The sequence below is a fragment of the Fodinibius sediminis genome (genome assembly GCF_900182555.1).
GTDB lineage: Bacteria > Bacteroidota > Rhodothermia > Balneolales > Balneolaceae > Fodinibius > Fodinibius sediminis.
In genome coordinates this window covers 1-11,953 of the sequence record NZ_FXTH01000006.1, presented here as the reverse complement: position 1 = coordinate 11,953, position 11,953 = coordinate 1, and the positions used below count along the sequence as shown (strand labels likewise).

Genomic DNA, 11,953 nt, shown 5'->3' with positions numbered 1-11,953 from the left:
ATTTATCATCAGGATTTTGATGTCGGCCTGTTCAAGTAGTCTGTCCAGCTCCTACTCCCGCGGGGAGGCGGTGGTTTCGCGAAGGGCCTTTCGCACCTGCCAGACAACAGTATCGGCTATGGCATTGGGTATCGGAATTGAAAGATTGTAATGTGCAATTCGCCAGCTCGTACCGCGCCTCACCAGTACACCCGACCCGCGGACCGGCCCCAGGTTGGGCGTATCCAGGGATTCGTCAAACCAGGCGGTTTTTCCACGCTCCGAAAGATAGACGTAACGCTCCGTCGGTGTGAAGTTCCAAGCCCGCCCGCGTTCAAAATAGGGTTTGGCCCAGGACCTGAACTCCTCCACCGTCCATCGCTCGGTGGCATCCGTGCCCATGAATACCGCACTGTCGCTCGCGAAGTAACTGAAGTAGCGTTCAAAATCAGCAACGGCTGCAGCCTGGTGCCAGTCATCCAGTACCTTCGCCACGGCTTCCGGCGAACTTTCGGGAGTGGGATCTGTAGTGCAGCCCATTGCCAAACCGGCTATCAACAGCCCTGTCACAGCAAGATGCTTCATGGTTTCTGTTCCCCCGAAAACTTCAATAAACGTTCCATTACTTCTTCTGAAACTCTGAAGGCCGTCCCGTGGCGCATGGCTTCCGGCACCTTCAGCTCTTCGGAGCGGTCATCCCAGTCCTCCAGGTCTTTCGAGACTACCACCCCGTACTGATCCTGGCGGTATTTATCGAAATAGATATGCCAGCTTCCATCGATCTTCAGTGCCGTCGGACCTTCAGCCCAATAGTCGCCGGTAATCGGTACTGTCGGTTCCGACCACGGCCCCTCCGCCTGGTCACTGAAAGCCAGCCGGATATTCTTCTGAACCGGGAACGGTTTATTTGTCTCATCTTTCAATACCATCACATAGGGCTTCTGCTCCCTGAATATGGCCCCGTCAATGACATTGAATCCATGGTCATAAAATAATTCCGTATCACTGAAGGAAGAGAAATCACGGGTCGTTACGGCATACAGGCGGTGGTTGTATTTTTTCCCGTCCTGGCCGTCGGTTTCGGGGAACCGGCCCGGGATAGTCGTTGCCCAGACAATGACGAAACGATCGGTTTGCTCATCATAAAAAAGCTCCGGGGCCCAGCTGTTCAACGCCTCCAGCTCATGCTCCATGACCGGGATGTACTGCTGCTCTGACCAGTGTACCAGGTCTTTGGACGAAGCGTAGCCGATGCCTTTCTCTTCCCAGCTGACGGTCCAGACCATATGAAAAATGCCATCGGGCCCCTGTACAATGGAGGGGTCGCGCATCAGTTTATCCTCACCAACCCGGGGTTCCAGGAAGGAAGCTCCGCTGTTCAGCGCTCGCCACGTCATACCGTCGGTGCTGTACGCCAGGTGCAGCCCGTCCTCGCCGTTGCCGGTGAAGTAGGAAAAGAGGTAGTGCTCCACGCTGTCCTCCTCCTGCGCAAACGAAGGCAGTGCCAGAGCCAGTAACACGACAACGGCCAATACTTGTTTTTTCACCAGGTCGAAGGGGGATTGGTCCAATGGAAGCTGATTTATTTTTATTAATTTAGGGTCCTGTAACTTCTGTGAAAAGAAGGAATGATTCAATACTCTTTTTCCTTGTCACTGCCTGAACGTATTAACCAAATGAATGAGCCCTATGCCTGTAACAAATGATGAAGTAGCCGATCGCCTGCGCGAAATTTACCAGCTGATGCAGCTGGCCGGCGAAAATCGCTTCCGTGCCATCGCCTTCGATCGCGCCGCACAAACGATCGAAACGCTCAATGACGATATCAACGACTACATAGAAAATGACAGCCTGACCGATATCAAGGGTATTGGCAATTCTATCGCGGAAGATATCCGTTCCTATGCTGAAACAGGTACCATTGAAGTTCTCGAAGATTTGCGCAGCCGTATTCCGGCCGGCGTGATCAAGTGGCTCGACATTTCGGGACTGGGCCCCAAAAATATCGTCAAAATTCATAACCAGCTGGGAATCTCCGAGCTTGATGAACTGAAAGAGGCCTGTGAAGACGGCCGTGTGGCTTCGCTGGACGGCCTGGGCGAGAAGTCGGCCCAAAAAATCCTGAAGTCTATTGAATGGATGCAGCAGTTTGATGAACGCTGTCGCCTGGATGAGGCGACCGAGATTGCCCGTCCCCTCTATACCTTCCTGAAAGAGCTTGACGGCGTGGAGGCCATAGAAATTGCAGGATCCCTGCGGCGTTCCAAAGAAACAATCGGGGATGTCGATATCCTGATAGGCGCCAGCGAGGAACACATCCCTCCCCTTTTTGACGCCTTTGTCAACCACGAGCTGGTCGTGGAAGTACTGGGACGCGGAGATACCAAAAGTTCCATCCGTACCAGGGATGGACGCCAGGTGGATCTCCGTATCGTAAAACCCGCAGAGTTCCCCGCCGCTCTCATGTACTTTACCGGGAGCAAGGAACACAATGTGGTACTGCGTCAGCGGGCGCGGCAACGCGGACTTTCGCTCAATGAGTACGGCCTGTTTGAGCTGGATGAGGAAGGTAATACCAATTTTGAGGCGCCCATCGATTATGCCTCGGAGGCCGATATCTACCAGAAGCTGGATCTGCACTTCATCCCCGCCGAGCTGCGCGAAGACCGTGGGGAAGCGGACTTTTTTGAAGAATACGAGACGATGGATCTGGTAGCAGAAGAGGATATTCGTGGCGTGGTGCATGCCCACAGCACCTGGAGCGACGGGAAGTTTTCTATCAGGGCGATGGCCGAGGGCTGCATGGAACGCGGCTATGAGTACCTGGCCCTTACCGACCACTCCCGGACAGCGGCCTATGCCGGCGGACTTTCCGTGGATGAGATTAAACGTCAATGGGATGAGATTGACCAGCTTAACGAGGAGCTTTCAGCCGAAGGAAAGGACTTTCGCATCTTCAAAGGCATCGAATCCGATATCCTGAGCGACGGAAGCCTGGACTATGAGGACGAGATACTCGAGGGTTTTGACCTGGTCATTGCCAGCGTGCACTCCTCGCTCGGCCTTCCCCAGGAGAAAATGATGGAGCGGTTCCGCAGGGCTATTGAAAATCCCTACACCCATATGGTAGGCCACCCTACCGGACGCCTCCTGCTGAAACGCAATGGAAGCCGCCTCGACATGAACAGGCTGATTGAACTGGCGGCCGAGCATCATACCGCCATTGAGATCAATGCCAATCCCTGGCGGCTTGATCTGGACTGGCGCCACGGCGACAAGGCGAAGGAAGTGGACCTGCTCTCTTCTATCAACCCTGACGCCCACAGCATCGAGGGAATCGATTATATTCAATATGGGGTACGCATTGCCCGCAAGGGAAAATTTGACAAAGGACGCATCCTCAACACAAGGTCTGCAGACCAATTTGCAGCCTGGCTGAAGGATCGGTCAGCATAACGCTTCCACGGGCCTCCGCTGCCAAGAACATCAAATAACAGAGCCTTTATCGTCTTCAGAAGGATCAACTCCTGACACTGCGATGCCGGGCGGCAAGCCGGTGCCTCACACACGCTCATTCATACCGCAGGGATTCCACGGGATCAACACGGGCTGCCTTGACTGCCGGAAAGATGCCCGCGACAAGCCCGATGAGGGTAAGTACACCGACGGTGACGATGAGCGACAGCTGTGATATTTCAGGCTTGCCCAGAAAGGCGCCTGCTCCTTCTGTCATGTCGAGCGCCAGTACGCCGTAAACAATAGCCGACGAGATGGCCAGGCCAATGAAACCGCCTAAAAAGGAGATGACCAGCGATTCAAAAATAAACTGGGTGATGACATGAACCTTCCTTGCTCCCACCGCCATCTTGATGCCGATTTCCCGGGTACGCTCCTTCACAACCACAAACATAATATTGGCCACGCCCACCCCTGCGATGATGAGGGTAAACAACCCGACGGTAAAGAGAAAAATCTCGAGGCCGACGGCCACTTTTCTGTTTGTTTCCTCCATCTCTATGAAATCCCACATCGGTATTGCCTGCTCATCTTCGGGATGAAAAGCGTATTTGGAAGAAAGGATGGACACAATATCAGTTTTTATACGCTCCTGTAACGCGGGGTCGGAGGGACGGATAAGCATGGAATTCACATTCCGGCTGCCATAGATATTGCGGAAGGTTGTATAGGGGATGATAGCCCGGTCGGCATCCGGCCCATTACTCATGGACGTCTGCATTTTGGGCTGCATAACCCCGATAACCGTGAACGGCACATCATCGAGCCGGACCTGCCGGCCAACAGGGTCTTCCTCCCCAAAAAGCTGTTCGGCGATTTCATCACCGAGAAAGAGAACGCGCCGCTGCTGATCGACATCCCGCTCATTAATAAACCGTCCACCGGCTGCAGGAAACATGGTGCGCATAATTTCGAAATCTGGATTCACCCCTTCCATGTATGTATTCGTGATGACATCCCCTGCCCGGAGCTGTGCTCCCCAGCGTCCGTACTGCGGGCTGGAGTGAGAAATACCCGGCACAGCCTGCTGAAGTCTTTTCACATCCTCCTCGGTGAAGCTGATGCGGCGCCCGATGTCCAGCCCCTTATAATTCATGCTGGTCTGCCCGCCATAGACAATAATCACCTGGTTACCGGCACCAAGCATACCCTCCATCAGGCTGGTACCCAGCCCACGGCCGAATGCCAGAAGCAACACCACTGAAAGCGTTCCCCACGCAATGGCAATCAGCGTCAGGAAAGACCGCAGCTTCTGGTTACCGAGGTCTGCAATAAATTCTCTGATTAAATTTCTCCACATAGTTTGTATCCTCCTTTATCTCCTCAAGCATTCAACAATATCAAGCCGTGCTGCTCTCCAGGCCGGCAGCAGCCCGGCAGCAAAACCAACCAGGCCCAGCACGGCAAAGGCAATAAGTCCCACTTCAGGGGCGAAATAGGGTGATCCCACAAAGTCCTTGATAGGAATATTTTGGGTAGCCTGAACCAACAACCATCCCAGGGCATAGCCCGCTGCCGCCCCGATGCCAATGATCATAAAGGTCTCCAGGAAAAATTGTCCCATAATATGATGCCGCCGTGCCCCGACAGAACGGCGGATGCCGATCTCTTTCATGCGCTCCTGTACAACCACAAACATGATATTGGCTACCCCGATGCCACCGACGGCGAGCGTAAAAAAACCGATCAGCGCCAGGAAACCGTTGATCCCCAGGAACATGACATTGATGAACGACCAGAATTCATTGGTGTCCCAAATACCGATGGCATCACGGTCGGAGGGATCGAAACGGTGTTTGCGCCCCATGACCTCATACACCTGGTCTCTGATGCTTTCAGCCAGGGCGGGGTCTGATGGAGTATAGAGTATATTGTTGAGCCGGTCTGTACCCATCATCGCTGAATAGGTGGTAGCGGGAATAAAGGCCCGGTCGCGGTCTTGCTGGGAATAGGAGGAATTTTGAATTTTCTCCTTCAGTACCCCGATCACCGTAAAAGGCGTACCGCGCACCCCCACCTGCTTCCCAACAGGACTTTCCTCTTCAAAGAGATTCTCCGCCAACCGGTTGCCCAGAAAGATAACCCGTCGCCGCTCTTTCACATCGGCCTCGTTGAGCCATCGTCCGCCGGCCTTTTCAAACATATTCCTCAGATCCTGGTAAACCGGGTAGACACCCCCCACGGATGAATTACGGCGCTTTTTGCCGAACGATATCTCCATGCTTTCCATGTACTCCGGGGTCACAACATCGATATCAGCTATCTGGTTGCCCAGCAACCGGGCATCCGACTCACGAAATCGGATGGGGCGGCCAATTCCATAGCCTTCAAAAGCGATCGTCGTTTGTCCCGGAAACATAATGGCGATCTGGTCCCCCATCCCCCGCATATTCAGGATGGTCTGATCGCGGAAACCGACCCCGAAGGCCAGCAGAAGAATAAGGGTGGCCGTACCCCACATGATACCAAAAATGGTAAGGAAGCTGCGCAGGCGCTGTTGGCCCAGGTTACGGATCAGATCGTTTATAGAAGATATCAAAGACATGGGATCATGGTAAGAATGTATGTTAGCGTACCGTCAGGCTTTTTTCGGGTCGTTCCAGCACTTTTTCGCCTTCCTGCAGCCCGTCCTTAACTTCCACCGTTATGGCATCGCTTAATCCAAGTTCAACCTCCTTCTCCCTTCTACTGCCCTCCTCATCGCCCGGGATGTCGACGAAAGCATGACCATCTCGCATGGTCACCACCCGTTCAGGGATGGTGATAATCTCCTCCATGCGCTTGATGATGATATCAGCATTTGCAGAGTAGCCGGCACGAAGCGTGGCCCCGCCTGCATCCGTAATGCTTATTTCCACCGGGAAGACCGTCGCATTCTCATCTTCGATGGCCTTCAGCGATATCCACGACACCTCCCCGTGCACCGTGTCGGCCGGGAGCGCTCCTATCTTAATCTCCACCGGCATGCCTTCGGCTATCTTTCCCACATCAATTTCATCGATTGTCCCCTTGAAAAGCAGGTTGTCCATTCCGGCCATCGACATCAGCGGCGTACCTTCCTGGTAAGAGGTAAGGGGAACAACGGGCTCCCCGGCATCAACCATCTCCTCCAGGATATAGCCGTCAATGGGGGAACGGATAATCGATTCAATCACCATGTCGTCCACGACAATGCGTCCCGACTCCAGCAGTTCGAGGCGTTCCCTGTTAATCTGCAGGCGAACCCTGACGTCGTTGTACCGCTGCTGCACCTCTTCATACTGGCGATCGGAAATCAGATTACGACTGTTGAGCGTCTCCATGCGGGCCAGCTCTTTTGCCAGGTTCGCCTCCTCAATTTCGGTACGCTCGAGATTCCGCTTTGCCTCGGCCAGTTCAAGAGGCGTGGGGTCCGGGCTGACCTCAATAAGCGGGTCGCCCTTACGGACGTAATCGCCGGCCTTGGCAAAAATCCGGCTCACCACCCCGGAGATCTTTGACTTCACCTCGATCTCATTTTCCGGCTCAATGGTGCCCACTGCCAGGGCCTTCTCAACAATGGTCCCTATCTCCGCCGTCACATACGGCTGTTCCTCGTTCTCTTCGGCGGATGTGCGGCCGTATAAATAGTAGAAGGCTCCTCCGCCAAGAACAATAATGGCCACGATACTTATCCAAAATCCTCGTTTTCGTTTCTTTTGATAACCCATAATGATAATGATCTGAAAAGTTGCGAGTTATTCTGCTTTACGGAAAAGGGGGACTTCGGTTTCAACTTTTACGATCAGTGCATTATCAGACACCTGTACGGACGGTGGTACAGCTCGCAACATGATCATTAGCCCGGCCGACACTGTGGAAAGCCGGGGGAGGAACCATTGGGGGACACCCCGGCCCACGGAACATAATGCGCTTTCAAAAGCTATAAAAAATCAAGTAATAGCAAGCTCCAAAACCCTCTCTATGCTGCCAAGAACATTCTGCGCGATCATCCTTACAGCCGGGCTTTTCCTGTCTGTCAGCTGCTCAGATACGGATCCGGAACCCGCTCCCACACCGGCCAGTCGCCCCGACACCACGAAATCGCTTGATGACCTGTATTCCAATCCCGAATACGACATTGCACTGCGCATGCCCTCCTCCTGGATCCTGGTCGAAGAGCCGTTAGCCGATGGCGAACACATGGCCATCAACCTGTTCAAAGATGATGACAGTACGAGCCGGGCGCTGCCCCTGGATATTCACGGGAATGCCAAACGCTCTTATATTGCCGTATGGCCCGCTGGCATCGGCACGGAACTCCCGGCCAGCCAGTACGCCTCTTTCCATTCCTCAGCAGATACACCAGCCCTTTCTTTTCCTGTTGACACGGTGAAATCAAAAATACTCCTGCTCCAAGACGGCACCCCATGGGCCTATTTCATTGTTCCCGGGAACCCGCCCGAACAATGGTCGGATTCCGGCTTTATCTTTGCCCAGATACAGACATCAGACCACCTTACCACCTGCTTCGATGAGGAGACAGGAGAAAAGCTTCCCATGGAGAAATGTGATGTCCCGGCCGGTGACCGTTTTGTCCGCGAGGGGACCAGGAACAAGCGTGACGCACGGATCATCAACCGGGTTCTGCAGTCGATCTCCCTCAAGAACATTGACCAAAAGAAAGCAGCCAGTGAAATTATAACGGTAGAAGAGCCCCGGCCCGATGCTAAAGTCACCTCCCCGCTGCAGATAAAAGGGGAGGCAAGAGGTCCCTGGTATGCCGAAGGACAGTTTACCATCAGCCTCTACAGCTCCAGTGACAGCCTGCTCTCCAAAACTACCGCTGCAGCACAGGGCGAATGGATGCAGGATCAGTTTGTCCCGTTTGAGACGACCCTCAACTTTGCGCCCCCCGACACCGGCACGGGCCGGCTGGTCTTTGAACGAGCCAATCCTTCGGGGCTGCCCCAGCATGATCAGTCGTATGTGGTGTCGGTTGTTTTTTCTTCCCCCTGATACTCCTCTTACCGGCGTTCTATACCCACAAAGTCCAACTCTTCTCCTCCCTGGTCACTGCCTCTTGATTTGTAGTGCCGGCTGTTGCCAAAACAGATCAGCAGGTATCTATCCCGTATGAGCCACCACCGGCGTAATAATTAACTGCTATTTCTGTTATATTGAAGTAAGACAAGAATAAAAAAGAGAGGACATCATGGAAGCAAAAAAAACAACAGCACTCACCGTCTTTACACTGTCTTCGCTCATCACCCTTTTTCTGATACCTGTCTCGATACAAGCCCAGCAATCCAGGGGAGTCATACTGGCCGGTTACAACCACCAGCCGCCCGTACGAACGAGCGGTTCCGGCTTTGTGACCGTCACCTACCAGAAGGATACGCTGCGTGTGAAAGGAGAATTCTCTGACCTCAAGGGATTTTACCGCGGGGCCTACATCATGGTTGGAGAGAAGGGAGAGGCGGGAAATATGCTTTTTCGGCTCAAGGTGGAGGCCAACGAAGAACGTACCGGTGGTGTCATCAAAGCCAGGGATAACCTATTTCCCCTGAGTGACATACAGAAAAACCTGCTGAAAAAGGGAGATCTGTTCATCAATATATCGAGCACGCAGCATACGAGAGGGGAACTGCGGGGACAGATACCGCCTCTGGGCTGAGGGTAAGAAAAAGGCTGGCCACCTGCCGGAGTCCCGGCATCAGTGATCAGCCGATCCGATCAATCCACAACCGGTGCCGCCTGGTCGGGGGTGATGACACCATCGGGGAGTTCCATGATATCGATTTTCCTAAAGTGCACTTCCGCCCCCTCCGATTCGGGACAGATGTAACCCTTCTTGCGCTCCGTGGAGCGAATGCCGTTGACAAATTTGCCATTGACAGACAGCTTGATGGTGCCATCCACGCAGACCACGATATAGCGGTTCCACTGGCCGGTGCCCTTCACCCTGTTTTCAAGTGCATAGCTTCGCCCTTCAATCTCCGACGGATTGTCCGGAATGGTGCCTTCCAGGTTCATCGCCGGAAACAGGTGCCCGTGAACATATTCCACCGGCCGGTCATTGATTTCCGCCCACTGAGTGTCCAGCATCTGCACTTCCATGCCCTTGGGATATGGATTGTCTTTGTAGGGCGTGCCGTCGGACCATACAAAGACCCCGGAGTTGCCGCCGGGCTCCATATGTCGCCACTCAATATCCAGAATAAAGTTCTGGTATTGCTTTTCGGTACGGATCACCCCTATCGGCTCACCGGTGGCTTTGAGGATGCCGTCTTCCACCCACCAGGTATCTTCTGATGTGTTAACATCCACAAATCCGCTCAGGTCCCTGCCGTTGAATAGCGGCCTGAACGACAGGCCGGCCTCTTCGAGCAGGGATGACCTCTCTCGCGACCGTCCCGCTACCGGAGCTGCTGCTACCATAGCAGAAGCCCACAGTGCTTGTTTGGCAAACTCTTTTCTGTCCATATCACTCCCCGTTGCTTATTTTGATATTGTTGTTATGTCATATCCTGCAGTATGGCCCGGCTGCCGGTAGTCTCAGGCATACCGTTCGACCGACGAAGTAGAAGATCCAACCACCGGCGGATGCTGCGCTATGCCCTCGACCGGACCGAATTCATAGGCGTCGGGTCCAAGGCTGAGGTCGGAATTCAGCACCTCATCCCAGGTGATTTCCTTGCCGGTATAGGCCGCCATGCGCCCCATCAGTGCCATACGCGTGGAATTAACCTGGGTCTCCGAATCATTAATATAGTTACCGGTCCTGATGGCCGTTACCAATTCAATATGCTCCTGTACATAAGGGTTTTTCACCTGCCAGATGGACTCGGTATCGCCATCCTCGGGATAAGGGTACTCCCAAATAAGTTCGCCATCATGGTTGTAGAGCGATCCCGTTGCGTCAGCATATCCCTTTGTTCCGGTAATATGCTGTGTCTTGGAATTGTCACATCCATTGATCTGCCGGGTGGAGCAGTGGGTCTTCTTTCCATCAGCGTACTCATACTCCACGCTGAAGTGGTCGAATTTGTTGCCTGAAGGATTGTGCATCGCCCCGCCATAGCCAATCGCTTTGACCGGCCACTCATCCACGAACCAGTTCATAACATCCAGCTCATGGATGAACTGCTCGACATAGTGATCGGCCGAGAGCCAGCTGAAATTCTGCCAGTTGCGCAGCATATATTCCATATCGCTCCATTCCGGCTTTCGTTCGACCCACCAGATCGCGCCGCCGTTGCGAATGATATTAGCCCCGACAATCTCACCTATCTGTCCCTGGGCCACCCTGCGCTGTGTTTCGATAAAATCTTTCTGATACCGGCGAATGGTACCGCTGACCATGCACAGGTTCTTCTCTTTTGCCTTCTTGGTCGTTGCCATCATCCGTCGTGCACCCACAGGATCAACCGCAACCGGCTTTTCCTGGAACACATGTTTACCGGCCTCTATCGCTGCCTCAACATGCTGGGGACGGAAATGAGGCGGTGTGGCAAAAATGACAATATCCACTCCTGAATCGATGACCTGCTTGTAGCTGTCAAAACCGCTATAGCAATTTTCCTCCGGCACATCAATGTCTCGTGCCTTTTTGAGCATGGTCCTGCACTTCTGAAGCTGATCCTCAAAAACATCCCCGAGGGCCACAATCTCCAGATTCGGTCCGGCATCTACGAAATTAACGGCAGCTCCGGAGCCCCGTCCGCCACAGCCAACCAAACCGGCCCGCAATGGTTCTCCGTCGGGAGCTTCTCTCAATAGCGAAAGATGAGTATCTTCCTGCAATTCCTTGATGGGGTTCGTACTTGCACAATTGCTCAGGAGCCCGGCTGCACCAATAGTGCCTACAGCACTCCATGCAGCAGTAGAAAGAAATTCACGACGGCTTTGTTTGTTCTTCGACATAAAAGATTTTACAACTTAAGTATTAAATTTGAAGGTTCTTTGTCACATTCTGTGTCAGCAAATTCCCTGGTCGGTCTTCTGAACGGGTTGAGCGGCGCCGAATACAATCCTTGGCGAACCACTCCCCCCCTACCAGGTATAATCGATACAGAGACGATAATATTGCCGTTGACAACAAGTTTATTTTATCAGGGCAATCAACTATCAATCTAATGAAATGAAATTGTTTATTTTTATCAATAATTAAATAAGAATCTTCTTTTCATTCCTTATTTTTTGTGAAATATTATAGAGCGTATTTTCCTTTTGGCAGTTTGCGGATCGTTCGCTTTCGACCATCAGGAACGATTGCAGTTGCATGAGCCGCGCGATTCGACCCTCTTTTATCTTATTTTTTTAGGGTCTTATGAAGTATAGCATGTTATAAAAGTTTGTAACATATTGCTATACAATGAATAACAAGTATTACAAGCGCTGGGGAATTTCTGAGGCCAAATTTCGGCATTTAATTCGATGTTTTTCGTTGGATTTAACCGCGACTGAAACGGCCGAATTGACCGGAATTTCGTTGCGC

The 11,953-nt window shown here is 52.8% G+C and carries 10 protein-coding genes and 1 pseudogene; 4 read left to right on the top strand and 7 right to left on the bottom strand.

Annotated elements, in window-relative coordinates; genetic code table 11:
• Nucleotides 1-51: 51 nt before the first annotated feature.
• Both FN808_RS07830 and FN808_RS07825 read right to left on the bottom strand, forming a co-directional pair.
• Nucleotides 52-564 carry a nuclear transport factor 2 family protein gene (locus tag FN808_RS07830; protein WP_142714021.1) on the bottom strand — a complete coding sequence of 171 codons (513 nt, stop codon included), beginning with the start codon at nt 562-564 and terminating at the stop codon, nt 52-54.
• Complete coding sequence (locus FN808_RS07825; protein ID WP_221929967.1) at nt 561-1,550, bottom strand: glycoside hydrolase family 43 protein; 990 nt, start codon at nt 1,548-1,550, stop codon at nt 561-563. The genes FN808_RS07830 and FN808_RS07825 overlap by 4 nt, the downstream gene beginning before the upstream one ends.
• Before the next feature lie 118 nt (nt 1,551-1,668).
• Here FN808_RS07825 and polX point away from each other — a divergent pair, with 118 nt between their 5' ends.
• On the top strand, nt 1,669-3,435 hold the full coding sequence (gene polX, locus FN808_RS07820) for a DNA polymerase/3'-5' exonuclease PolX (RefSeq protein ID WP_142714020.1): 1,767 nt from the start codon (nt 1,669-1,671) through the stop codon (nt 3,433-3,435).
• A gap of 115 nt (nt 3,436-3,550) precedes the next feature.
• On the opposite strand, the gene FN808_RS07815 is transcribed toward polX, so the two are convergent.
• The 3 genes from FN808_RS07815 to FN808_RS07805 are packed head-to-tail and all read right to left on the bottom strand — an operon-like array spanning nt 3,551 to nt 7,184.
• Nucleotides 3,551-4,795: an ABC transporter permease gene (locus tag FN808_RS07815; RefSeq protein ID WP_142714019.1), complete on the bottom strand. Its 1,245-nt coding sequence runs from the start codon at nt 4,793-4,795 to the stop codon at nt 3,551-3,553.
• Between the two features lie 15 nt (nt 4,796-4,810).
• Entirely contained in the window at nt 4,811-6,040 is a 1,230-nt protein-coding gene (locus tag FN808_RS07810; RefSeq protein ID WP_142714018.1) for an ABC transporter permease, read from the bottom strand.
• Between the two features lie 22 nt (nt 6,041-6,062).
• Nucleotides 6,063-7,184 (bottom strand): efflux RND transporter periplasmic adaptor subunit, encoded by a 1,122-nt coding sequence (locus FN808_RS07805; RefSeq protein WP_142714017.1) that lies wholly within the window; start codon nt 7,182-7,184, stop codon nt 6,063-6,065.
• 253 nt (nt 7,185-7,437) lie between these two features.
• Here FN808_RS07805 and FN808_RS07800 point away from each other — a divergent pair, with 253 nt between their 5' ends.
• Nucleotides 7,438-8,472, top strand: a complete 1,035-nt coding sequence (locus FN808_RS07800) for a Gmad2 immunoglobulin-like domain-containing protein (RefSeq protein WP_185958301.1) — start codon at nt 7,438-7,440, stop codon at nt 8,470-8,472.
• A gap of 196 nt (nt 8,473-8,668) precedes the next feature.
• The gene (locus FN808_RS07795; protein ID WP_142714015.1) at nt 8,669-9,130 is read left to right on the top strand and encodes a CHRD domain-containing protein; all 462 of its coding nucleotides are present in this window, start codon (nt 8,669-8,671) and stop codon (nt 9,128-9,130) included.
• Between the two features lie 59 nt (nt 9,131-9,189).
• Here the strand turns inward: FN808_RS07795 and FN808_RS07790 are convergent, their stop codons facing one another.
• Together FN808_RS07790 and FN808_RS07785 are read right to left on the bottom strand one after the other, a co-directional pair.
• Nucleotides 9,190-9,939 (bottom strand): 3-keto-disaccharide hydrolase, encoded by a 750-nt coding sequence (locus FN808_RS07790; RefSeq protein WP_221929966.1) that lies wholly within the window; start codon nt 9,937-9,939, stop codon nt 9,190-9,192.
• Nucleotides 9,940-10,011: 72 nt separating this feature from the next.
• Nucleotides 10,012-11,379, bottom strand: a complete 1,368-nt coding sequence (locus tag FN808_RS07785; protein WP_221929965.1) for a Gfo/Idh/MocA family protein — start codon at nt 11,377-11,379, stop codon at nt 10,012-10,014.
• Between the two features lie 451 nt (nt 11,380-11,830).
• Between FN808_RS07785 and FN808_RS19220 the strand changes: the two are divergent.
• Nucleotides 11,831-11,953: pseudogene (locus FN808_RS19220) on the top strand (IS1595 family transposase); the annotation flags it as partial.

Excerpts from the sequence above, each read along its gene's own strand:
- FN808_RS07815 (WP_142714019.1), bottom strand. The coding sequence starts at position 4,795 with ATGTGGAGAAATTTAATCAGAGAATTTATTGCAGACCTCGGTAACCAG.
- FN808_RS07785 (WP_221929965.1), bottom strand. The coding sequence starts at position 11,379 with ATGTCGAAGAACAAACAAAGCCGTCGTGAATTTCTTTCTACTGCTGCA.
- FN808_RS07800 (WP_185958301.1), top strand. The coding sequence starts at position 7,438 with ATGCTGCCAAGAACATTCTGCGCGATCATCCTTACAGCCGGGCTTTTC.
- FN808_RS07790 (WP_221929966.1), bottom strand. The coding sequence starts at position 9,939 with ATGGACAGAAAAGAGTTTGCCAAACAAGCACTGTGGGCTTCTGCTATG.
- FN808_RS07830 (WP_142714021.1), bottom strand. The coding sequence starts at position 564 with ATGAAGCATCTTGCTGTGACAGGGCTGTTGATAGCCGGTTTGGCAATG.
- FN808_RS07795 (WP_142714015.1), top strand. The coding sequence starts at position 8,669 with ATGGAAGCAAAAAAAACAACAGCACTCACCGTCTTTACACTGTCTTCG.
- FN808_RS07810 (WP_142714018.1), bottom strand. The coding sequence starts at position 6,040 with ATGTCTTTGATATCTTCTATAAACGATCTGATCCGTAACCTGGGCCAA.
- FN808_RS07805 (WP_142714017.1), bottom strand. The coding sequence starts at position 7,184 with ATGGGTTATCAAAAGAAACGAAAACGAGGATTTTGGATAAGTATCGTG.
- polX (WP_142714020.1), top strand. The coding sequence starts at position 1,669 with ATGCCTGTAACAAATGATGAAGTAGCCGATCGCCTGCGCGAAATTTAC.